We start from the raw sequence: 20781 nt of genomic DNA on the forward strand, positions 1-20781 counted from the left end.
TCCGGAGTGAAGCGCATACGGCGCGATAACCGACACACCGTTTGCCACCTGGGCGGCCTGGGCCGAACTGGTAAGGCTCGCTGAGACGCGGGAGTGTGAAGCGGATGATGAGCCCTTAAAGAGCGCTGGCAGCGGGCATCAAAAAGAGTGATGCCGTGTGAAGGATAAGAACAGTGGGGGACCCGCAGGCAACGACCGTAGTGGGTGGTGTTCAGCGGCTTTCTTTTGCCTACTTTTCTTTGCCGCGGCAAAGAAAAGTAGGTGCCGCCCCGCACAGGGGCAACGCATGAAGCACCAATACCAAATAGCGGACGCCAGCAAAAACATCAAACCCAGCGCCAGCAAAAACAAAAACCATCAATTCCGCCAATTAGCCTCATAAAACCTGACATACCCACTCCGCAATACAACACATTGCGCGCGAGTCTCAGACAAAAGCCGCCGCGTGGCAGCCTCACTCCGCTCACGATGCGTGGAAAACGCTCCCACCATATCTTCGAGCCGCGGCGACGCAGCGCCAAAATGATCCTCCAGCGCCTCGGCGGTGATCATGCATTCCACCCTTTCTCCATCGACTACAGCCGGAAAGGCCAGAGTCAGCTCGCGCCCCGAGTACTCAGGAGCTTCTTTCGGGAAATTGATCTGCATGGGGATCACCTTCGTCAATCGACACCACCACCGAGAATCGCGCTTGCCCCTGTTCACGCCTCCGTTATAGATCGCAGCGCGGGCTGTCAGCCGCAGACACACGCCGTCATCGCGCTCGCCGCAACTAATCTCATCACTGTAGACGACTTCCGGCGCGCCGCAAGTTTTGTTTCGCCATTCGCCAGCATGGTGCCGCCACGCACCGCAAACCGGCACGTGCCAGCGCCTCGGCCACAACAAACGTGATGCCAAAACCCCAGCACCCGCGAATGCGGCACCGCAACGAACGGCATCGGCACGCCTAGAACTGCGTCGGCAAATGACGATGATGATGTTCGTGAACAGCCATCTCGTCGTTGGAATGCCCCGGTGGCGTCCTGTCGGGAAGATCGCGTGGCCATAGCGTCAGCATCGTCACGCACCCCACGATGCCAATCACGATCGCCAGTACGCCCACCCAGATATCGTCTTCCAGGTAGTACAACGAACCGTGGATCGACAGCCCAATGCCGCCCAGCGCGATAAAGATCGCAACCGTCGCGAGCACCACTCTCAACTCCATGCGCACCATGACGTTCTCCTCGAAATGGCGCTGGCCGGGACCGCACGAAACTGGCCCCCGTGCCGGCACGCGGCGCGAACGCGTGCCTGTCTACGATCATTGCACTTCTGTGCCAGAAGGCAAGCGGAACACGCGCCGCACGTCCTCCTGTAAGATGGTTCGGCATGAACCGGCACAGACCGGATGTTTTTCCTGTCGACGCAATCTTTCAGCAGGCATGCAGTGCTGCACTGCGCCATGACACACCGGCACGGCATCTGCAGAAACAGGTGCGCAAGCCCGGCACAACATCGGAGACATGCAGTGACCCAACGTTCCGTCACGCCGTCCGTCACGGTTCGCGCCGACGTGCTCGCGCAGGCGCACGCACGTTCTCGCGAATTCGGCCTGCGCGCGTCCGAAGCGCCTGACTTTCATCCGTTGCGGCCGCTCGCGCTGCGCGATCTCGTCGAATGCAACCGCTCGCTCTACGCGCACGCACTGCCCGTGATGGAAACGCTGCACGCGCAGATCGTCGATACCGAAAGCATGGTGCTGCTCACCGATAGCAATGGCGTGATCCTGCACAGCCTCGGCGACAGCGATTTCGTCGAAAAGGCCAAGCGCGTCGCGCTGTGCGCGGGCGTGTCGTGGTCGGAAGCGCATCGCGGCACGAATGCTGTCGGTACCGCGCTCGCCGATGGCCAGCCGACCGTCGTGCACGGCGGCGAGCACTTTCTCGAAGCCAACCGCGTCCTCACCTGTTCGTGCGCGCCCATCGCCGATCCGTATGGCCGCACCATCGGCGCACTCGACGTGAGCGGCGACCCGCGCGGCTCCCACAAGCACACGCTGGCGCTGGTGCGCATGTCGGCGCAGATGATCGAAAATCAGCTGTTCGCGAATCTGTTCGGCAATGCCGTGCGCGTGCGCTTCCATGCGCGCAGCGAATTCATCGGCACGCTGTTCGAAGGACTCGCGGCGTTCAGCGGCAACGGTGCGCTGCTGGCCGCGAACCGCAGCGCGCTGTTCCAGTTCGGCCGCCCGCTCGACACCCTGCTCGGCCAGCCGTTCGCCATGCTGTTCGGCACCGCCTTCCAGGCCGCGCTGCAACACGCGTCGCGCGCGCCGGGCGAATGTCTGACGCTGATGCTGCCGAGCGGCGTGCGCGTGCTCGCCCGCGCCGAATATGCGGCACGTCCCGCGTTTTCCGCCGATTCGGGCGGCCCGCGCGCGCCGGTACCGTCGCCCGTGGTGCCCGCCTCCGTCAAGCCGCGCGCCGCCGCCATCACGTTCGCCACGCTCGATACAGGCGACGAGCGCATGGCCGCCGTGCTGAGCCGCGTCGAAAAAGTGCGGGGCCGCGATATACCGCTGCTGGTGCTCGGAAAAACGGGCACGGGAAAAGAATGGCTCGCGCGCGCCATGCACGAAGAATCGCCGCGCAGCGATGCGCCGTTCGTCGCCGTCAATTGCGCGTCGCTGCCCGATACGCTGATCGAAGCGGAACTGTTCGGCTATGAAGACGGCGCATTCACGGGCGCGCGCAAGCGCGGCAACGCCGGCAAGATCGTGCAGGCCGACGGCGGCACGCTCTTTCTCGATGAAATCGGCGACATGCCGCTCGCGCAGCAGGTGCGTCTGATGCGCGTGCTGCAGGAACGCAGCGTCGTGCCGCTCGGCGGCACGCGCGCGGTGCCTGTCGACGTGCGCATCGTCTGCGCGACGCACCGCAACCTGCGCGCGATGATCGAGGAAGGCACTTTCCGCGAAGACCTGTATTACCGCATCAACGGCCTCGTCGTCACGCTGCCCGCACTCGCCGAGCGGAGCGATCTGCCCGTGCTGGTCGAGCGGATTCTCGCGCGCCTGCACAGCGACGAACCCGATAGCGAGCAGATGCCGATACGCGTATCGGCAGACGTGCTGGCGTGCTTCGCGCGTTGCCGCTGGCCGGGCAATCTGCGGCAACTGGCAAACGTGCTGCGCACAGCGGGCATCATGGCCGAAGGCGCTGCCGAGATCGACCTGGAACATTTGCCCGACGATTTCCTGCACGATTGCGAACCGGCACCCAGCGAGACACCGCGCGCGCTGGCGACGGTCGGTTCGCCCTCGCCGGCGCGGCCCGCTTGCATGGAAGAACTGCAGGCCTCGCTGATCGAGCAGGTGCTGGCGCGGAATAACGGCAACATCTCGGCGGCGGCGCGCGAACTCGGGCTGGCGCGCAACACGGTCTACCGCTACATGCGGATGCGGACCGACCACTGACAGTTCCGAACAGACGAGCACTCGCAGCGCGCGATGCCGCGCTGCGTTAAGCTTCGCACTGACCCCACCACATCGCGCCCGGCGCGCATCATCGGATGGCTTCCCGGCACGAACTGAATCGCTATCGCATCAAACTCGCAGACGAAGTCGGCAGCGAGCGGGTGCATGGAAACGTCTGGACTAACAAGCCGCATGCGAACGGCGCGCGCGGGCCGCTGTCATGAGTGTGATGAGCACCTGTGAAGACCCGTCCGGCAATGCGCCGGCCGACAACCACGATAGCGGGGAGCGAACCTTCACAGTGCGCGTGGAGCCGCTCGGCCGCACCTTCGATGCACCCGATTCCCTGACCATTCTCGAAGCGGCAGCCTTTGCGAATCTGCATCTGCCGCGCATGTGCCGCAACGGCACATGCCGGACCTGTTTGTGCAGGCTGGAATCGGGCAGCGTGCGCTACACCATCGAATGGCCCGGCGTGAGCGCCGAAGAAAAGGCGCAGGGCTACATCCTGCCGTGCGTAGCCGTCGCGCAAAGCGACGTCGTGCTCGACGCACCCGACGCCGCAGACATCGCACCCGTCGCGCCGCCGAAAAGGCGTTTCTAGACAGGCGGCGCTAGTTGATCGGCGCGAAGCGCGGCACGGTCTGCCCGTCGTGTTCGATCATTTCGAAGAACACCGACGCCGGCCGCGTCCAGATTGTGCCGTTGGCGGCGCGATAAACGATCATCGTGATGCCCGGGTCCGACTCGAGCGTCGCCTCGCAGATGAACTCGTAAATACCGCCTTTGTAATGTCGATAACGCACGGTCACGATCGTATTCCTCACAGATGATGGGATGCACAAAGCAGCGAAAGGCGCGGCGCGCCGCCGCATGCTTCAGCTCGCGCCCTCTTTCATCTGCTTCAGGTGCTTATAAACGGTTGCACGCCCCATGCCAAGCACGTTCGCGACATAGTTCGCCGAGCTCTTGCCGCGAAATGCGCCCTCTGCGTAAAGCGCTTCGACCAGTTCGCGCCGATGCTCGCGCGTGAGGCCGTTCAGGCCGATCTGCCGTTCACGCAGCCAGCCGTGCAAAAAAGTGTTGATGCGCTCCTGCCAGTCGTCGCGGAACAGTTCATCGGGTTGCGCGACGACGCCTGCACCCTTGATGAACAGATCGAGCGTGGAGCGCACGTCCTCGAACACGGCGATGTTGAAGTTGATGCACAGCATGCCCGCCGGCTGGCCCCTATCGTCGAACAGCACGTTGCTCACGCAGCGCATGCGGCGGCCGTCCCAGTTGACCTTCTCATACGGACCGATCACGCGCTCGCGCGCCGAATGCTCGGTTTCTTCGAGTGCGGAATCGTCGCCGATCTCGCGCTTGGACAGATTGTTCGCCAGATAGAGCACGGTCTGATCGTGCAGATCGTGAATCACGACTTCCGCGTACGGGAAGAACAGCGCGGCGATGCCATCCGCGATGGGCGCATAGCGGGTCAGCAGCAGATCCTTGACGGGAGACGTTTTCTTCTTGCGCATCGGCGGGTTGGGCAGGCTTCGCAGTGTCTTCGTGATGCCGCTGGATCCGTGTTGATGTCCGGCGTGCAGCGGCGGCTGATCGACATTGTATCTATTGTGTCTGGCCTTCAGGATGGGTCAGATGGCGGTAGAGCTCGCTGGCAATCGCGACATCTTCGAGGCCGAGTCCAATCGAGCGGAAGAATGCGTGCCGCTCGTACGAAGGCTTGGCGCAGGTGCCCGTCAGCAGCGCGGGCAGATCGCCCTTCACCTGTTCCGGCGACCAGCCGTGCTGCGCGGCGAGCTTCATCTCGCCGGCGCTGGCAGGTGTCGTCGCGCGATAGTCGCAGTAGACGTCCATCTCCGGCAGCCACGAGGGAGCGATCTCGTGTGCATTCGCGGCGTTGGTGCTGATCGAAGTGATGAGCGCGGGTTTCGTCAACGCGTCGCGCGGCAATACCGGCGTGGCCGACGATGTGCACAGCATCACGACGTCTGCGTCCTGCACGCAGGCTTCGATGCTTGCGCTGATTTCCGCGCGCGGCCCGGCCGCTTGCACGGCAGCGCGTTTCGCGTCGTTCGCGGCGAGATCCGGGGAATACACGCGGATCGATTCCCATGCGCGCAGCGGCGCGACGTGCCGCAGATGCGCAACACCCACTGCGCCGGCGCCGACGATCGCAAGCCGCTTCGCATCGGCGCGTGCAAGCTGATCGACGGCGAGCGCTGTGGTGCCGGCTGTGCGCTCCGTGGTGAGCAGGCCCGCGTCGCACCACATCAGCGGTTGCCCGGTTTGCATCGACATCAGCGCGGTCCATGCGGTGATGATGGGCTTCCCGCCCGTCACGATATAGGGCGACAGCTTCGCGCCGAATACCTGAGCGTCGGCGAGTGCGCCAAGATAGGTGATGAAATCGCCTGCATTGTTCGGCAACAGCGTGAGCGTCTGCGGCGGCTGCACGGCTTGCGCGTCAGCCAGCGCGCGGAACATGGCCGTCAGTGCGCTGCGCGCGTCGAGTGAGGGTATCGCCCGGCGGACGGTCTGTTCGTCTACGACGAGGGGCAAGGCGGTGTGCATTCGGGTATCTCCTGGCGGGGCTTCGCAATCGGTTCGCAGCCGATGTTCGACTGAAACGTAGATTTATAGTCTACTTGAGACTTTGCCATTCTGGACAAAAAAGTCTCGTTTCGAGGTTCTGGCTCGAGGTCCGGTCTGCTGCACGGGCCGACGTTATCTGTTTTGTCATAGACATCAGCCGCAGAAACCGTATTTTTGACCACTAGACCGCAATAGCTTATCTAGTCCATACTAGACTTTAAGTCTACACGAAGCCCGCGGCCGGCAATGAGCCGCCCCACCACCGACAGGAACCGCCATGACCCTGAAGCTCTCCCTTGCAGCCGCCATTCTCACCATGACAGCTGGCGCCGTCAGCGCGCAATCAACCGACACGCTCCGCTTCGGCATCGAAGCCGCCTACCCGCCGTTCGAGAGCAAAACGGCATCGGGCCAGCTGGAAGGCTTCGACATCGACGTCGGCAACGCGGTCTGCGCGAAGATGAAGATGAAATGCGTGTGGGTCGAAAACGCCTTCGACGGTCTGATCCCCGCGCTGCAGGCCCGCAAGTTCGACGTGATCAACTCGGCGATGAACATCACGGCCAAGCGCAAGGAGAGCATCGCGTTCACGCCGCCCATCTATGTGGTGCCCATCGTGATGATCGCGAAGCGCGGCTCCAGCCTGCTGCCGGATGTGAAGAGCCTGCAGGGCAAGCGCGTCGGCGTGCTGCAAGGCTCGTCGCAGGAGGACTTCCTGAAGAAGTACTGGGCGAATGCGGGCGTGCAGATCGTCTCGTATCAGGATCAGGACCAGGTCTATGCGGATCTCGCCGCAGGCCGTCTCGATGCCGCCGTGCAGGAAGCGCAGACCGCTCACGACGGCTTCCTGAGCAAGCCGGCAGGCGCAGGCTACGAGATGGTCGGCGAGCCGCTGAAAGACCCCGCGACGCTCGGTGAAGGCACGGGCTTCGGTCTGCGCAAGGGCGACAAGGCGCTGCAGGCGAAGGTCGATGCCGCCCTCGCCGATCTGAAAAAGGACGGCACGCTGACTTCGCTGTCGCAAAAGTACTTCAAGCGCGACATCATCGCGAAGTGATACGCTGCTGAGCCGGAGCCGAAGGCTTCGACCTGATGTGCGAGCGCGTGGCAACACGCGCTCGTCGCGCTTCGCAGGTATCAATCAACAGACATTCGACAGTTATGGATTTCGACGTCATCGTGCTGGGCGCGGGCATTGTCGGCGTATCGTCGGCGCTGCATCTGCAGGATCGCGGCCGGCGCGTCGCGCTGGTGGACCGCCGCGCACCCGGCGAAGAGACCAGCTTCGGCAACGCGGGCCTGATCGAACGCTCGTCGGTCGTGCCGTACGGTTTTCCGCGCAAACTCGGCACGCTGCTGCGCTACGCGCGCAACCAGTCGACGGATCTCTACTGGGACTACAAGGCACTGCCCGCTTACGCATCGTGGCTCGCGCGCTTCTGGTGGGAATCGTCGCCACAGCGGCTCGCGCAGGCCGCGCGCGACATGATGCCGTTGATCGGCGCATGCGTCGACGAACACGACCGGCTCATCGCGCGCGCCGGCCTCGATTCGCTCGTGCACGACGGCGGCTGGATCGAAGCGTTCCGCACGCGCGAGGCGTTCGAGCATGAAGCGAAGGCATCGGAAGACGCGATCCGCGAGCACGGACTGCGTGTGCGCGTGCTCGACACCGCGTCACTACGCGCACAGGAAGCAGCCGTGGGCGAAGGCATCTGCGGCGCGATTCACTGGCAAGATCCGAAGAGCGTGCTCAATCCTGGCGCGCTCGTGAAAGGCTATGCCCGTCTGTTCGAAGCGGGCGGCGGCACGTTCGTACAGGGCGACGCCACCACGCTGCGCGCATCGGGCGATGCATGGACCGTCGAAACACGCAGTGGCACGCTCAGCGCGAAGGAAGTCGTGCTGGCGCTCGGGCCGTGGTCCGATACGGTGTTCGCGCCGCTCGGCTATCGCATTCCGTTGCGCGCGAAACGCGGCTATCACATGCACTATCGGCCCGCGCGCGAGATGCTGTCGGTGCCCATCGTCGATACGGAACGCGGCTATGTCGTTGCGCCGATGGAAGGCAACCGGCTGCGCCTGACCACGGGGGTCGAGAGCGCCGAACGCGGCGCGCCGCCGACGGGCATCCAGCTCGAACGCGTCGAGCCGCTCGCGCGCGCGACGTTCGGGCTGGGCGAGCGTGTCGATGACAAGCCATGGCTCGGCATGCGCCCCTGCACGCCGGACATGCGGCCCGTGATCGGACCTGCGCCGAAACATCGCGGGCTATGGTTTGCGTTCGGGCATAACCATCATGGCCTGACGCTCGGGCCTGTGACAGGCCGCCTGCTCGCGGAGATGATGACCGGCGAGCAGCCGTTTACCGATCCGAAACCGTATCGGGCGGAGCGGTTTGCCTGAGTGAGACGTTGGCGCTTACACCAGCGCCCCTTCCACCCTGAACGCAGCCGTCAACTCGCTCAGGCGCTTCGCCTCATCGGCCAGCGAGGCCGCCGTCGCCGCATTCTCTTCCACCAGCGCCGCATTCTGCTGCGTCACCTCGTCCATCTGCGTGACGGCAAGACTCACTTCCTTGATGCCGTCGCTTTGCTGTTGCGACGCCGTCGCAATCTCGCCGACGATTTTCGCCACACGTGAAATCGCCGTTTCGATCTCGCGGATCGTATCGCCCGCGCCCGTCGCGATCTGCGCGCCGTGCGCGACGCGCGTCGTCGAATCCGCGATCAGCAAACCGATTTCCTTCGCCGCTGCCGCCGAGCGCGGCGCGAGACTGCGCACCTCGCCCGCGACCACGGCAAAACCACGCCCTTCCTCGCCCGCGCGCGCCGCCTCGACAGCCGCATTCAACGCGAGAATATTGGTCTGAAACGCGATCCCTTCGATGGCCGTGATGATGCCCGTCATCCTCGACGAACCGGCATCGATGGCATGCATCGTCTCCACGAGACTGCCGACAGCTTCGCGTCCGCGCGCCGTCATCGACGAGGCGTTTTCTGCCAGCTGGCTCGCGTGCTGCGCGTTCTCGGCGTTCAGTTGTACCGTCGACGTCAACTCGTCCATCGCCGCCGCCGTCTGCTCGAGCGAGGCCGCCTGCTCTTCCGTGCGCTGCGACAGATCGAGGTTGCCCGCTGCAATCTGCTGCGTGGCTGCGGCGATCGAATCGGATCCTTTGCGCACCGTCGTGATGGTCGCGCCGAGCTTGTCCTGCATCGACGCGAGGCCGTGTAGCAGCGTGCCCATTTCATCTTCGGAACGGATCTCGACGCGCGTGCGCAGTTCGCCCGATGCAATCGCGTCGAACTGGCCGAGCGCATCGCGCATCGGCGACATGATCGCGCGGCGCAACGCCCGCCAACTCAGAAATGCCACGCCCAGGCCAATCGCGATGCTGGCGATGCAGGCCGTCAACAGTGTCTTGAAGGTCGCGGTGGCATGATCGGCGGCTTCCTGCGCGTCATCGTCGAGATACTTCTCCAGCGCGCCTTGGCTCGCGTTCATCGCTGAGTACAGGGCGATCAGATGATTCGCGCGGCTCTCGTCCATCCAGCTCGTGTCGCCGCTGCCGATGGCCTGAATCAACTGGTCGATGCCGTCGCGCAGCACCGCCGTGCGTTTCGTGTCGAGATCGTCGGTGAGTTGCTGCAGTTCGGGCGTCTTCGGCAAGGCGCGGAACTCGGCCCAGGCCTTGTCGGCGTCGCCGAGCAGCCGCTTTGCGCGGTTCAACTGTTCGGTGAGTTGCGGCGAATGCGGATTGCTCATCGCCCAGTCCAGACCGAAGCGCGCTCGGGACATCGCCGTCCCCGAACGCCCCAGCGCGACCACCGACGCGAAATTGACCTCATACGCGTTGCGCTGCGCCCGGTTGCTCTTCGCCATGCCGAAAATGCCGAGCGCGCCCGTCGCGATCAGCAGCACGCCGAGAAACGCGATCGTCGTCGCGATGCGGGCGTTGATGGTCAAGCTCTTCATGGTGTCTGGTCTCTCGCTGTCTGCGTGTTGTCGTCGTTGTCGTTATGTTCCATATATAAAACATTTATCTTTATATGGAACATTCGCCGAGTGTAAGACGAAAAAAATGAGCAGACCACTGCTCATTTGGGCGCGTTGCGAGACCGCGACAGCGGGTCAGCCGGGCACCGTCATCCCGGCGCGTGCATGTAGAACAGCAGCAGCGACAGCGACACCAGCGAGCCGAGCGTCGACAGCAAAATGGTCTGCGACGTGATATGCGCCTCGCGCCGGTAGAACTCGGCGAGCATGTACGGCCCAGTGCCCGTCGGCAGCGCGGCAAGCAGCACGGCCATATCGACCGTGGTCTGCGGCAGGCCAAACACGCGCGCGGCGATCCACCACGCCAGTGCGGGCTGCGCGATCAGTTTGATTGCTGTCAGCACAAACGACGTGATCGGCTGGGCGGCCGCTTCCGTGCGCGTGCGTTTCTCAGCGAGAAACAGACCGAGGCTCACCAGCGCGCACGGACTCGCCGCGCCGCTCAGCAGCTTGAGAAACGTCTCGACGCTTTGCGGCATCGTCAGGTTCACGCTGGCGGCGAGCACGCCGAGAATCGGCGATGCGATCAGCGGATTCTTCAGCAGCCGCCACGCCACCTTCGCGCCGAGCTTGTGCGGCGCGCGCTCGGTCTGCAGGCCGATCTCGATCAGCACGATGGCCAGCGCGAACAGCACGCAGGCAACGAGGATCGTCGCAATGGTCGTGGGCGTGAGGCTCGCCTTGCCGAATGCGAGCAGCCCAAGCGGAAAGCCGATATAGCCGGTGTTCGGATACGACGCGGCGATCGCATCGACGCTTGCGTCCGCGAGATGCCGACCGCTAATGAGCCGCACCAGCAGCACGACCACGAACACGCCCGCGCAGGCAATCGAGAAAGTCGCGATGAAAGCCGGCTGATCGAGCTCATGCCAGGTGGAATGCGCCATCGTGTCGAACAGCAACGCGGGCAGCGCGAGCCACACCACGAAGCGGTTCAGTTCGGACGCAGCCGTCGGGCCGAGCAGATTGCGGCGACGGCAGAAGAAGCCCGCGAAGATCAGTGCGAAAACGGGCAGCAGGATTTCGAGCGTAGACAGCATGAAGTTGCGGCAGCCAGAGCAAAAAGGATACGGAGGACAGCGACGCGCAAGCGTAAGCAATTCCAGCTATACAATCCAATGCTGAATCCAACCCTCGACAATACCTTTTTTGCATCATGCTCGACGTCAAGCCGCTTCGCTACTTCGTCACGCTCGCCGAGACTCGGCATTTCGGACGCGCCGCCGCGCGGCTGAATCTGTCGCAGCCGCCGCTGAGCCGCCAGCTCGCCGCCCTCGAAGCCTCGCTAGGTGTCACGCTGATCGAGCGCAGTCCGCGCAGCGTCACGCTGACGGCGGCGGGCGAGCGCTTTTATGAGGACGCGAAAGCGATCCTCGCGTCGATCGAGCAGGCGGCGAAGAATGCGCGTGCGGCGTCTGTCGGCGATAGCGGACAGCTGAGCATCGGCTTCACGATGTGCGCCGCGTACAGCGTGCTGCCCGCTTACGCGCGCGCTTACGGCCAGGCGTTTCCCGACGTCGCGCTGAACCTGCGCGAAGTCGTGTCGAACGATCTGGCCTCTCAGGTGCTGAGCGGCCAGATCGATGCGGCGATCATGTTTCCCGGCGCGCCGAACAAGGGACTCGATACCCGCGCGATTTTCACCGAGCCGCTGTGTGTCGCGCTGTCGCGCGATCATGCGCTGGCACGCGCGCGGCAGTTGCATATTGCTCAGCTTGCGCACGAGCCGTTCGTGATGGCGTCGGAGGCGGTGGCGCCGAGCTTCCGTGCTGCCATCGTCGATCATTGCGCACAAGGCGGCTTCACGCCCGACGTGCGCTTCGAGGTGCAATTGCAGCAGACCGTGCTGAGTCTCGTCGATGAAGGCGTCGGCATCGCGCTGGTGCCGGAGTCGATGCGCAAGGCGAAGCTGGCGGGCGTCGTGTTCAGGCCGCTCGCCAACGCGCCGACGATCTCGCAGATGCTGGTGTGGTCGCCCGCCAACCGCAATCCGTGTCTGGCGCGGTTTCTGGAAATGGCAAGCTGAACGCAGATGAGAAAAGCGCCTGCACGCATTCACGCACAGGCGCTTGCAGAGACAGTGTTACAGATAGGCTGATTTACGCGACGCCGCATCGGATGCGCGCGCGATGCGTTCGCTGCGCTCGACCAGCGCGCCGAACAGCAGACCGATCGTCGCCCACATGATGGCCTGCATGCCGAGCGCCGTGACGCGGAACTTCCACAGCACGACAGCGGGGAAACCGTCGGGCACTTCGTTAATCGTCGGCAGCGCGATCTGGATCGCGGCGATGATCGCAACGAACACCACGCCGCCCGCAATCGATGCATTCCACAGCCCCAGGCGCAGCATCAGATGCTTGCGGACCTTCATCGAAAACACCATCACGACCAGCGACGTGACGATCATCAGAAAGAACAGCCCGGTGCGCATGCCGATCGTATCGGGATCGCCGCCGGACGGCGGATTGGCCGGATACTTGATGGTCGGCACCCGCACCACGGCAACATAGGCGCCGAGCGCGAGCCGCACCGACACCGCCCGTGCGCTGAGCTTGCCTACGCGGCCGTGCAGGTACGCGAACGTGAGTGCGAACAGTCCGCCGAATGCCATGCCATACGCCACCACGCCCGTCAGCAGACCGAGACCGGCCTGGGTCGTGCGGCTGACCAGTTCTTCTTCGTGATCGTGGCCGCCTGCGTCGCCCTGTTCGTGCGCGGCATGCATCTTTTCTTCGAACGAGATCGCGGTATCGACCAGCGGCTCGCCCGCCACGCGCGCGAACGCGAACGTGAGCAGGCCCGCGACGATGCCTGCGAGCATCCCTCGCATCAACAACTTCCCAACCATGGTGATGACTCCGTTACGCGATCAGTGGCAAGGAAAGCCGAGCAGATGGCGGCCGTCGTGTACGAATTCATGCACGTACATGCCGGGAATCAGCGACGTCGCGCCCTGTTCGGCGCCGACGAAATAGAGGGCGAGCAGCATCAGCAGGCCGCCGAAGACGATCCACGGCAGCAGATCGCGCAGCGGAATGGGCGTGCTGGCGGGTTGTGCGGTTTGACCGGCGTGGACGAGAGCGGTGTCGTTCATGACGGACATCTCCTGGGGGATTGCGCGCCCCGATAGTCGATTGATAAGGGAAGTCGAAGCTTGGGGCTGGCTTCCGGCTACTGCACGTTGGTGTGTGTACTGCCGATTACAGTGGCGCGACCGCGCCGGGCTTGCACCGGCTTCCGCGCTTCGAGTGGCGACTATTCTACGCGCTAAACTGCGGGACGCCCGCTTTCTTTCCTGTCACATTCCGGACTCAAGGTTCCCGATGCGCACACGCCTGTTGTTGATCAGCCATCCGGCGACAGCCGCGCAGCGCAAAGGCACCTTCCCCGCCGACGATCCCCTCGACGCGCGCGCCATTGAAGAAACCACGGCGTTTCGCGCGGCGCATGCGCGGCTGCTGGATGACGGTGTCGCGCTCAGCAGTCCCGCTCGCTGTGCGCTCGACACGGTGGCTGCGCTGGGCCTCGCGGCAAATGTCACACCCGCACTCGCCGATGCCGATATGGGCCACTGGCGCGGACGCCGTCTGCTCGATGTATCGAACGACGAGCCGCAGGCGCTTGCAGCGTGGCCGCGCGATCCGTCCGTCGCGCCGCCGGGCGGTGAATCGTTCGAGGCGGTGAGGCAGCGGGTCGGCGGCTGGCTCGATGCGCGCGAAACGCTAGAGATGCTCGAGACCGTGGCGCGGCACGGCACGGTGATCGCCGTCACGCATGCAGGCGTGATGCGCGCGGCGCTCATGCACGTGCTGCAGGCGCCGTCCGCGACGTTCGCGCGCATCGAGATTCCGCCCCTTTCGATGGTCGCGTTGCGATACGGCGAGCGCGGCTGGACGTGGTGGCCCACGGCGGATCGCGAGGACTGACACGCCGCGCTACGCCAACCAGCCTCACAGCGTCGGACACGACAACACCTGCTGTGGATTGAGCGTCGTGCCCGGCATGCCGTCGGTGGCGGGCGTGCCTTGCGCGGGCGTCGAGATCAGCCGCACGGCGTCCGTGCCTGCGTTTGCGAGCACGTAGCGCTCGGGCCGGCCTTGCGGCTGCCAGTACGCGCGATAGATGCCGCCATCCTTCAGTACGTGCAGCGTGCCCCGCACCGTCTTGCCGCCCGCGAGGAAATCGACAGGCTCGCCGTCACGCACCGCGAAACCCGGCGCCGCCGATGCAGCCTGAACATCGGACGCACCCGATGCCGCGCCCGCCCCCGCCAGCACGCCGCAGGACGCATCGCCCGTTGCAGCGATGGCCAGTTGCGTGACCGTCCACAGCGCGAGCGGCGCGATTGTTCTGAATGTCATGCAGCACCTCGTGTCGCCGGGATTCGTCGGGAACTGCGGGTCTCATGCGCGTTGCAAAGCGCGTACCCAGCACGGCACGCCGATGCAGGCACATTGCACCCAGCGCTATGAGGATTGCCGTGCAGCGCGAATTTTGTCCGCGTGGCAGCGTGTTTTTTGATGTGCGATAAGAGTCAGGTCTTTCACAAGCGCTCACCCGACAAGAGGCAACCGATGGCTACGCTCGAAGCGTTTCGTACCGTGCTCGACGATGCACGCACGCCCGAGATCATTCGCAATCACATCATCGATTCGCTGCAATATGCGCTGCGCAATCACGGCCAGATTTTCACGTCGAAGGAAGTCGAGTGGCTGGCGAAATGGGACGATGCGCGCATTCCCCTCGCGGCCGCCCGCGAACTGCAGAAACGCCTCACGCAGACGGCTGACTGATCCCTGAGGACGGGCGCGCGCCCAAGCCGCGCGCCGCATGGGCATGCTCCCCAATAGCGGTCCGGGAAAAGTTTCTGCTATCCAAAGGCCTGTTTTTAGGGCATAATATATTCAACGCAGCGCGCTATCGGCTTCAGCATTCGCTTCGGCCGGCAGTGCTTCAAACAGCTTCAATCGCAACTTCCTGACGGCAACGCGTCAACGTTTCTCCCTCTTCACCGCGTTGCGCTGATTGCGTTGCAACTGCGCCGCTTTTTGCGTCGCTCCCCAGCCGTCCCGTCGTCGCGCAATACCATGCAGCGACAGCCCGGCGGCCTTCGTTATCCGGTCATACGCTGCGCGCAGGAACCCAGCCGGGTGACACACGCTACGTTCGGTGCCTTGTGCGGCATCAACGTATTTTTCTCCATCCATTCCGCGTTGATTGCGGCTGTGTTCGAGCCTTCACACACGGCTCGCGCGAAACTTTTTCCATTGCGGCGCGCCCTCATGGCTGCGCCGCCCGTTGTCCGTTCGCGGCGCCTGTTCGAGGCAGGCGCGCGCACTGGCAGCCGAAAGACAGGACTTTGCATATGACTCAAGGCGTCAAGACCTACAAGGGCTACGAAATTCACCCGCTCGTCTATCCGCGTCGTACGGCAAGCGGTGTGACGCATCGCAATTCGATCGACAGCGGTTACGACGCGTCGGTGCGCATCTGCCGCGTCGGCGCGAATGCCGCTGCCGACGGCCGCGTGTTCCGCCTCGCGTATTTCCGCCCGTTCGAAGGCGCGGGCAAGGCGCGGATGGCCTGCATGGAGCATGCAGCGCAAGTGATCGACGGACGCGTCGACGGACAGACCGTCACCGATCTCTGATCGCCTGCGCCGGCAAGGCGCGTTTCACCGTTTCAGATGCATCGCCGCGGCAGCGTCAGGCTGCCGCGCAAGTTACGCTGTGCGCCTCGCGCGCGGCCCCCTTACCTCATCGACCAGGAGTAGTGCATGGCGAAAGAAGAACTGCTTGAACTAGACGGCATCGTCGACGAAGTGCTGCCCGACAGCCGCTATCGCGTCACGCTGGATAACGGCGTCGTGGTCGGTGCGTAGGCATCGGGCCGCATGCGCAAGAATCACATCCGTATTCTCGCGGGCGACCGCGTCACGCTCGAACTGTCGGTCTACGACCTGACCAAAGGGCGCATCAACTTCCGTCACAAGGACGAACGCAGCAGCGGCCCGCGTACTTCAGCGCCGATGCGCCGCCGCTGACATCGCGTCAGCGTATGTGTCTCGCCGTCACGCTGGCGGGGCGCAGCGGATGAATCGACGCGCGCGATCCCGAACATCCGGTCGATCGCGCACGAAGTGCGGCATGTGCAATGCATGCCGCACGATTCATCGGCGCCAGATTCACCCCCGAAACACCGCTCCCAGATTATCCTTCGCGCCTGTCTGCATGCGCGACACCACACGCTCTTCCAGTTCCGCAAGATGAGCGCGCATCGCTTCGAGCGCGGCGTTCAGATCGCCGGCATCGAGGGCATCGATGAGTTGCGCGTGTTCGTCCGCGGCACACGTCGTACCCTTCGACGGATCGTAGAGCGCCTTGTACAGCTCCGTCTTCGCGACCAGCTGCGCGACGAAATCCTGCAACTCTGCGCTCCCCGCAATCTCTACGAGCAGCACATGGAAGTGTCCCGCAAGACGCACCTGTTCATCCAGACGCCCTTCCTTCAGCGCTTTTTTCTCGCTCGCGACATGTGCCTTCAGAATGCGCTTGTCCTGCGCCGACAGCGCGCCGCATAACGCGGTGACGATGCCCGCCTCGACAATCTGCCGCGCGCGGTAGATCTGCCGTACGTCCTGCTCCGAAGGCGACGGCACGAACGCGCCGCGATTCGCCTCGCGCACCAGCTTGCCCTCGTAGCCAAGCCGCGCGAGCACCTTGCGCAGCGCGCCGCGCGTGCAGCCGAACGCGGACGCCAGATCGCGTTCGACCAGTTGCGCGCCCGGCCGAAGCCGCCCTTCGAGCAGCGCCATCGTGATCGACGCGTAGATGCGGTCTTCGACGTTGGTGTCGTGGTCTTCGTCGGCGGCGGGCGGCGGTGTGTTCGGACGTGTGGCCATGTCGTGTGTGTGAGAAGGATGCAGCAGGCGGCGGTATTTTAACGGCCCGCAGCCACTGCCGCACAAGCCCGCCGACGCCGCCGCGCAAATACCCGCAATAGCGGATTTTTACCGAATGGTTAACCATTTTACGTTATTATGGTTAACCAAAATGCTTTCGTCTCACTGTTTCCACTGATCGGCAGGCACACCCGTGAACCAGACTCCCCGCATCGACACTCCGTCCATTCCGCGTCGCGCCCCGGCGTCGGCCCTGTCGTGGCAGGACGGACTGTGGTTCGCGGTGGTCGTGGCGATCGGCATCAATCTGCGGCCGCTGCTGACGTCCGTCAGCCCGTTGATGGCGACGATTCGCGCAGCCACGGGCCTGAGCTTTTCGGGCGCGTCCCTGCTGACCAGCCTGCCCGTGGTCGCCATGGGCCTCGGCGCGTTCGGCGCGGGCCTGCTGACGCGTGTGATCGGCGAAACGCGCGGCGTCGCGCTGGGATTGCTGGCGATTGCCGTTGCGTGCAGCGCGCGGCTCGCTGCGTCGAGCGGCGCGGCGCTGCTGATGACGGCGCTGCTGGCAGGCATCGGCGTCGCGGTGATCCAGGCGCTGCTGCCGGGCGTGATGAAGCAGCGTTTTCACGCGCGCGTGCCGCTTGCGATGGGTCTGTTCTCTGCGTCGATCATGGGCGGCGGCGGCCTGGGCGCGAGCTTCAGCCCTTATGTGGCGAAGGTATCGGGCTCCTGGCACGCGGGCCTTGCGATGTGGGCCATTCCTGCCGCGCTTGCCTGCATATGCTGGCTGGTCCTGCAGCGCTGTACGTCGACTCGCGACAAGCACAGCGCCGCGCGAGCCGATGCACATCGCCCACACGCGCCGCACGTCGCGATGTGGCGCAAGCGCCGTGCGTGGGCGCTCGGCCTGCACTTCGGCCTCGTGAACGGCGGCTACACGACGCTGGTCGCGTGGCTGCCCGCCTACTATCAGCAACGCGGCGCGAGCGTCGCGCACAGCGGTTCGCTGCTCGCGGCGATGACGGTCTTTCAGGCCGCATCGGCGTTGCTGCTGCCGCTCGCCGCGGCGTCGTTCCGCGACCGCCGCCCCTGGCTCGTAGCGGGCTTGTCGGCGCAATTCATCGGCATCGTCGGACTGCTCGCGTTGCCGGATACGCTGCCGCTCGCATGGGTCGCGATTGCCGGCGCGGGACTCGGCGGCACCTTTTCGCTGACGCTCGTGACCGCGCTCGATCACGCCGACGATCACCGCATCGCCGGGCGGCTGGTGGCGTTCGTGCAAGGCGTCGGCTTTATCGTCGCGGCGATCTCGCCGATCGTCGCGGGACGCCTGCGCGATCTGACGGGCGGCTTCACGGCTGCGTGGATCATGCTCGCAGTGTGTATCGCCGCGATGATCGCGCTGACCTTCGCGTTCTCGCCGCGCAGTTACGCGCGGTGGCTCGGCGCGCGGTAAGACCTCGCGCCCAGCGCTTTTGCCTGGACGCCGCGCCAACACACCGCGCGAAGTCGCCCCGCACACGCACACCAGCGCGCTTCGCCAGAAACTGTCGCGCGCGCCCTCGCTCATGCTTCGCGCCAAACCGGTGCACCACGCCGCGTCACGCACTGTGACGGTGCGATAAGCCGCGCGCGACACCCGCCACGGGCTATGCGCAGCAGATGCTACCGCAACTCGCGCACATGGCATGCAAGTTGCAGAGTTCCCAGATGCTTTCCGAACGGTCCCAGCAGATCGCGAATGCTGGCCTGACCCGCCGCAAGCGAATGCAGAACCCGCAATCTGACGAATGAAGCTGCACAATCCTCCCTACTCCATGCCGGGCAATCCATGCTGCGTGTTTTGCTCGTAACCGACACCGACATGCCGATCGGCGAACTGCGCGACGCGCTCGCGCGGCTCGGCTACGACATGCTTGCCGCGACGGCTTCGCCGCAGGCGCTGCACCGGACAGTCGAAAGCGAGCGGCCCGACGTGATCATCATCGACACCGAGTCGCCATCGCGCGACACGCTCGAACAGCTCGCCGTGATGAACGCGACGGCGCCGCGTCCTGTGCTGATGTTCAGCAACGATTCGAACCAGCAACTGATACGCGATGCCGTCGGCGCGGGCGTGACCGCCTATCTCGTCGAGGGGCTTGCAACCGAGCGCCTCGCGCCGATCCTCGAAGTGGCGCTGGCGCGTTTCGCGCAGGAGTCGCAATTGCGCGAGCGGCTCGCGCAGGCCGAGAACGAACTGGCCGAGCGCAAGCTGATCGACCGCGCGAAGCGCATGCTGATGGATTCGCAGAAGATGACCGAAAACGCCGCGTACGCGACGATGCGCAAGCGCGCGATGAACCAGGGCGTGAAGCTTGCTGAAGTCGCGCGCCAGATCGTTGCCGCGGCCGACTTGCCTGATTGAAGCGCTGCTTATGAACTCACCTGCCAACACTTCCACCTCCGACGAACCGGGCAAGCTCGAGAAGACGCACTTGCGTCTGGGTTTTGTCGCACTCAGCGACGCCGCGCCGCTGGTTGCCGCGAAGCTGCTCGAGTTCGGCCACGCGCACGGCCTGACGATCGAGTTACTGAAGCAGCCATCGTGGGCCGCGATCCGCGACAAGCTGCTATCGGGCGATCTCGATGCCGCGCATTCGCTCTATGGTCTGGTCTACGGCGTGCAGCTCGGCCTCGGCGGCCCGCAGACGGATATGGCCGTGCTGATGGTGCTGAACCGCAACGGCCAGGCGATCACGGTGTCGAACCGTCTGGCTGCCGCGCTCGACGAGCACAAAACGCTGCCTGCCGCGCTGGCCACGCTGGGTCGCAAGCCCGTGTTCGCGCAGACCTTCCCGACGGGCACGCATGCGATGTGGCTGTATTACTGGCTGGCGTCGCAAGGTGTGCATCCGTTGCGCGATATAGAGAGCGTGGTGATTCCCCCGCCACAAATGGTCGATGCACTCGCGCAGGACCGGCTCGACGGCTTATGCGTCGGCGAGCCGTGGAATACGGTTGCGCAGGAGCGCGGCGTCGGCAGGACGATTGCGTACACGAGTGAGGTGTGGCCCGATCATCCTGAGAAAGTGCTGGCGAGCAGGCGGGATTTCGTCACGCGTTATCCGAATACGGCGCGTGCGCTGGTGCAGACGATGCTTGAAGCGTGTCGATGGCGCGACGACGACGGGCATCGGAGGGAGATTGCTCGCTGGCTCGCTGATGGTGAATTCGTTGGCGTGCCGGCTGAGTTGATTTCTGCGCGGCTGGTTGCCGAGGGTTGTGATGATGTGCGGCGGCCTGTGCAGTTCTTTCAGAACGGGGTGGTGAATTATCCGCATCCTTCCGATGGCGCGTGGTTTTTTGCGCAGTACGCGCGGTGGGGGATGGCGGATTGGCGGAATGATTTTGCGCGTATCGCTGCGGAAGTTAATCAGGTTGAGTTGTATCGCCTGGCGGCGGGGAATGTTGGGGTTGGTGTGCCTGTGGCAACGCCGTCTTCTGTTCTCATTGATGGAAGGGTTTGGGATGGGGATGCAGGTGTGGGGTATCTTCAGGGGTTTTCTGTTAGGTGTTGATGGTTTGGGTTTGGGTTTGGTTTGGTTTGGTTTGGTTTGGTTGTTCTGGTTGGCATCCGCGAATTCGTGCTTGTGCTTCATGCGTTGCCCCTGTGCGGGGCGGCACTTACTTTCTTTGCCGCCGCAAAGAAAGTAAGCAAAGAAAGCGGGCTAACACCGCCAATGCTAGTTGTTGCCTGCGGGCCCCCAACCGGTCCTAT

The 20781-nt window shown here is 64.2% G+C and carries 22 protein-coding genes, 1 pseudogene and 1 riboswitch; of the genes and pseudogenes, 12 read left to right on the forward strand and 11 right to left on the reverse strand.

What is annotated here, in order from left to right; all coding sequences use genetic code 11:
- Nucleotides 1-357: 357 nt before the first annotated feature.
- Nucleotides 358-648, reverse strand: coding sequence for a DUF1488 domain-containing protein (locus DK391_RS39810; protein ID WP_109483489.1), 291 nt, complete (start codon nucleotides 646-648; stop codon nucleotides 358-360).
- Nucleotides 649-949: 301 nt separating this feature from the next.
- Nucleotides 950-1219, reverse strand: coding sequence for a DUF2964 domain-containing protein (locus DK391_RS39815; RefSeq protein ID WP_109483490.1), 270 nt, complete (start codon nucleotides 1217-1219; stop codon nucleotides 950-952).
- Between the two features lie 294 nt (nucleotides 1220-1513).
- Here DK391_RS39815 and DK391_RS39820 point away from each other — a divergent pair, with 294 nt between their 5' ends.
- On the forward strand, nucleotides 1514-3460 hold the full coding sequence (locus DK391_RS39820) for a sigma-54-dependent Fis family transcriptional regulator (protein WP_109483491.1): 1947 nt from the start codon (nucleotides 1514-1516) through the stop codon (nucleotides 3458-3460).
- A gap of 229 nt (nucleotides 3461-3689) precedes the next feature.
- Complete coding sequence (locus DK391_RS39825) at nucleotides 3690-4064, forward strand: 2Fe-2S iron-sulfur cluster-binding protein (protein ID WP_239483084.1); 375 nt, start codon at nucleotides 3690-3692, stop codon at nucleotides 4062-4064.
- Between the two features lie 10 nt (nucleotides 4065-4074).
- Here the strand turns inward: DK391_RS39825 and DK391_RS39830 are convergent, their stop codons facing one another.
- From DK391_RS39830 to DK391_RS39840, 3 genes are all read right to left on the reverse strand, one after another.
- Entirely contained in the window at nucleotides 4075-4272 is a 198-nt protein-coding gene (locus DK391_RS39830) for a DUF1653 domain-containing protein (RefSeq protein ID WP_109483493.1), read from the reverse strand.
- Between the two features lie 66 nt (nucleotides 4273-4338).
- Nucleotides 4339-4983, reverse strand: a complete 645-nt coding sequence (locus DK391_RS39835) for a PAS domain-containing protein (protein ID WP_109483494.1) — start codon at nucleotides 4981-4983, stop codon at nucleotides 4339-4341.
- A 91-nt stretch (nucleotides 4984-5074) separates the two neighbouring features.
- Nucleotides 5075-6040 (reverse strand): ornithine cyclodeaminase family protein, encoded by a 966-nt coding sequence (locus tag DK391_RS39840; protein WP_109483495.1) that lies wholly within the window; start codon nucleotides 6038-6040, stop codon nucleotides 5075-5077.
- A 298-nt stretch (nucleotides 6041-6338) separates the two neighbouring features.
- Here DK391_RS39840 and DK391_RS39845 point away from each other — a divergent pair, with 298 nt between their 5' ends.
- Entirely contained in the window at nucleotides 6339-7118 is a 780-nt protein-coding gene (locus DK391_RS39845) for an ABC transporter substrate-binding protein (RefSeq protein ID WP_109483496.1), read from the forward strand.
- Between the two features lie 104 nt (nucleotides 7119-7222).
- Nucleotides 7223-8467: an FAD-binding oxidoreductase gene (locus DK391_RS39850; RefSeq protein WP_109483497.1), complete on the forward strand. Its 1245-nt coding sequence runs from the start codon at nucleotides 7223-7225 to the stop codon at nucleotides 8465-8467.
- A gap of 15 nt (nucleotides 8468-8482) precedes the next feature.
- Here the strand turns inward: DK391_RS39850 and DK391_RS39855 are convergent, their stop codons facing one another.
- Both DK391_RS39855 and DK391_RS39860 read right to left on the reverse strand, forming a co-directional pair.
- Complete coding sequence (locus DK391_RS39855; protein WP_109483498.1) at nucleotides 8483-10036, reverse strand: methyl-accepting chemotaxis protein; 1554 nt, start codon at nucleotides 10034-10036, stop codon at nucleotides 8483-8485.
- Nucleotides 10037-10206: 170 nt separating this feature from the next.
- The gene (locus DK391_RS39860; protein ID WP_109483499.1) at nucleotides 10207-11157 is read right to left on the reverse strand and encodes an AEC family transporter; all 951 of its coding nucleotides are present in this window, start codon (nucleotides 11155-11157) and stop codon (nucleotides 10207-10209) included.
- Nucleotides 11158-11273: 116 nt separating this feature from the next.
- Between DK391_RS39860 and DK391_RS39865 the strand changes: the two genes are divergently transcribed.
- Nucleotides 11274-12143, forward strand: coding sequence for a LysR family transcriptional regulator (locus DK391_RS39865; protein WP_109483500.1), 870 nt, complete (start codon nucleotides 11274-11276; stop codon nucleotides 12141-12143).
- 57 nt (nucleotides 12144-12200) lie between these two features.
- Here DK391_RS39865 and DK391_RS39870 read toward each other — a convergent pair whose 3' ends face one another.
- Together DK391_RS39870 and DK391_RS39875 are read right to left on the reverse strand one after the other, a co-directional pair.
- Nucleotides 12201-12968 carry a CbtA family protein gene (locus DK391_RS39870; RefSeq protein ID WP_109483501.1) on the reverse strand — a complete coding sequence of 256 codons (768 nt, stop codon included), beginning with the start codon at nucleotides 12966-12968 and terminating at the stop codon, nucleotides 12201-12203.
- Nucleotides 12969-12989: 21 nt separating this feature from the next.
- Entirely contained in the window at nucleotides 12990-13214 is a 225-nt protein-coding gene (locus DK391_RS39875; protein ID WP_109483502.1) for a CbtB domain-containing protein, read from the reverse strand.
- A gap of 65 nt (nucleotides 13215-13279) precedes the next feature.
- A riboswitch (cobalamin riboswitch) is annotated at nucleotides 13280-13359 on the reverse strand.
- An 84-nt stretch (nucleotides 13360-13443) separates the two neighbouring features.
- On the opposite strand from DK391_RS39875, the gene DK391_RS39880 reads away from it, so the two are divergent.
- Nucleotides 13444-14046, forward strand: coding sequence for a histidine phosphatase family protein (locus DK391_RS39880; protein WP_109483503.1), 603 nt, complete (start codon nucleotides 13444-13446; stop codon nucleotides 14044-14046).
- Nucleotides 14047-14070: 24 nt separating this feature from the next.
- Here the strand turns inward: DK391_RS39880 and DK391_RS39885 are convergent, their stop codons facing one another.
- The gene (locus tag DK391_RS39885) at nucleotides 14071-14481 is read right to left on the reverse strand and encodes a hypothetical protein (RefSeq protein ID WP_109483504.1); all 411 of its coding nucleotides are present in this window, start codon (nucleotides 14479-14481) and stop codon (nucleotides 14071-14073) included.
- A 213-nt stretch (nucleotides 14482-14694) separates the two neighbouring features.
- Here DK391_RS39885 and DK391_RS39890 point away from each other — a divergent pair, with 213 nt between their 5' ends.
- The 3 genes and pseudogenes from DK391_RS39890 (at nucleotide 14695) to infA (ending at nucleotide 16163) form a co-directional block, all read left to right on the forward strand.
- The gene (locus DK391_RS39890; protein WP_109483505.1) at nucleotides 14695-14913 is read left to right on the forward strand and encodes a hypothetical protein; all 219 of its coding nucleotides are present in this window, start codon (nucleotides 14695-14697) and stop codon (nucleotides 14911-14913) included.
- A gap of 572 nt (nucleotides 14914-15485) precedes the next feature.
- Nucleotides 15486-15770: a hypothetical protein gene (locus tag DK391_RS39895; RefSeq protein WP_109483506.1), complete on the forward strand. Its 285-nt coding sequence runs from the start codon at nucleotides 15486-15488 to the stop codon at nucleotides 15768-15770.
- A 126-nt stretch (nucleotides 15771-15896) separates the two neighbouring features.
- Nucleotides 15897-16163 (forward strand): annotated as a pseudogene (gene infA / locus DK391_RS39900) (translation initiation factor IF-1).
- A gap of 141 nt (nucleotides 16164-16304) precedes the next feature.
- Here the strand turns inward: infA and DK391_RS39905 are convergent.
- Nucleotides 16305-17021: a GntR family transcriptional regulator gene (locus DK391_RS39905; RefSeq protein WP_109483507.1), complete on the reverse strand. Its 717-nt coding sequence runs from the start codon at nucleotides 17019-17021 to the stop codon at nucleotides 16305-16307.
- Nucleotides 17022-17214: 193 nt separating this feature from the next.
- Here DK391_RS39905 and DK391_RS39910 point away from each other — a divergent pair, with 193 nt between their 5' ends.
- The 3 genes from DK391_RS39910 to DK391_RS39920 all read left to right on the forward strand — a co-directional run bounded on the left by DK391_RS39910 (nucleotide 17215) and on the right by DK391_RS39920 (nucleotide 20581).
- Nucleotides 17215-18477, forward strand: a complete 1263-nt coding sequence (locus tag DK391_RS39910; protein ID WP_109483508.1) for a cyanate transporter — start codon at nucleotides 17215-17217, stop codon at nucleotides 18475-18477.
- 375 nt (nucleotides 18478-18852) lie between these two features.
- Complete coding sequence (locus tag DK391_RS39915; protein ID WP_109483509.1) at nucleotides 18853-19428, forward strand: ANTAR domain-containing protein; 576 nt, start codon at nucleotides 18853-18855, stop codon at nucleotides 19426-19428.
- A 10-nt stretch (nucleotides 19429-19438) separates the two neighbouring features.
- Nucleotides 19439-20581, forward strand: a complete 1143-nt coding sequence (locus DK391_RS39920) for a CmpA/NrtA family ABC transporter substrate-binding protein (protein ID WP_109483510.1) — start codon at nucleotides 19439-19441, stop codon at nucleotides 20579-20581.
- Nucleotides 20582-20781: the final 200 nt, after the last annotated feature.

It is taken from the genome of Paraburkholderia sp. C35, assembly GCF_003121405.1.
GTDB lineage: Bacteria > Pseudomonadota > Gammaproteobacteria > Burkholderiales > Burkholderiaceae > Paraburkholderia.

Excerpts from the sequence above, each read along its gene's own strand:
- DK391_RS39810 (WP_109483489.1), bottom strand. The coding sequence starts at position 648 with ATGCAGATCAATTTCCCGAAAGAAGCTCCTGAGTACTCGGGGCGCGAG.
- DK391_RS39815 (WP_109483490.1), bottom strand. The coding sequence starts at position 1,219 with ATGGTGCGCATGGAGTTGAGAGTGGTGCTCGCGACGGTTGCGATCTTT.
- DK391_RS39825 (WP_239483084.1), top strand. The coding sequence starts at position 3,690 with ATGAGCACCTGTGAAGACCCGTCCGGCAATGCGCCGGCCGACAACCAC.
- DK391_RS39835 (WP_109483494.1), bottom strand. The coding sequence starts at position 4,983 with ATGCGCAAGAAGAAAACGTCTCCCGTCAAGGATCTGCTGCTGACCCGC.
- DK391_RS39840 (WP_109483495.1), bottom strand. The coding sequence starts at position 6,040 with ATGCACACCGCCTTGCCCCTCGTCGTAGACGAACAGACCGTCCGCCGG.
- DK391_RS39845 (WP_109483496.1), top strand. The coding sequence starts at position 6,339 with ATGACCCTGAAGCTCTCCCTTGCAGCCGCCATTCTCACCATGACAGCT.
- DK391_RS39850 (WP_109483497.1), top strand. The coding sequence starts at position 7,223 with ATGGATTTCGACGTCATCGTGCTGGGCGCGGGCATTGTCGGCGTATCG.
- DK391_RS39855 (WP_109483498.1), bottom strand. The coding sequence starts at position 10,036 with ATGAAGAGCTTGACCATCAACGCCCGCATCGCGACGACGATCGCGTTT.
- DK391_RS39860 (WP_109483499.1), bottom strand. The coding sequence starts at position 11,157 with ATGCTGTCTACGCTCGAAATCCTGCTGCCCGTTTTCGCACTGATCTTC.
- DK391_RS39865 (WP_109483500.1), top strand. The coding sequence starts at position 11,274 with ATGCTCGACGTCAAGCCGCTTCGCTACTTCGTCACGCTCGCCGAGACT.
- DK391_RS39870 (WP_109483501.1), bottom strand. The coding sequence starts at position 12,968 with ATGGTTGGGAAGTTGTTGATGCGAGGGATGCTCGCAGGCATCGTCGCG.
- DK391_RS39875 (WP_109483502.1), bottom strand. The coding sequence starts at position 13,214 with ATGAACGACACCGCTCTCGTCCACGCCGGTCAAACCGCACAACCCGCC.
- DK391_RS39880 (WP_109483503.1), top strand. The coding sequence starts at position 13,444 with ATGCGCACACGCCTGTTGTTGATCAGCCATCCGGCGACAGCCGCGCAG.
- DK391_RS39885 (WP_109483504.1), bottom strand. The coding sequence starts at position 14,481 with ATGACATTCAGAACAATCGCGCCGCTCGCGCTGTGGACGGTCACGCAA.
- DK391_RS39890 (WP_109483505.1), top strand. The coding sequence starts at position 14,695 with ATGGCTACGCTCGAAGCGTTTCGTACCGTGCTCGACGATGCACGCACG.
- DK391_RS39895 (WP_109483506.1), top strand. The coding sequence starts at position 15,486 with ATGACTCAAGGCGTCAAGACCTACAAGGGCTACGAAATTCACCCGCTC.
- DK391_RS39905 (WP_109483507.1), bottom strand. The coding sequence starts at position 17,021 with ATGGCCACACGTCCGAACACACCGCCGCCCGCCGCCGACGAAGACCAC.
- DK391_RS39915 (WP_109483509.1), top strand. The coding sequence starts at position 18,853 with ATGCTGCGTGTTTTGCTCGTAACCGACACCGACATGCCGATCGGCGAA.
- DK391_RS39920 (WP_109483510.1), top strand. The coding sequence starts at position 19,439 with ATGAACTCACCTGCCAACACTTCCACCTCCGACGAACCGGGCAAGCTC.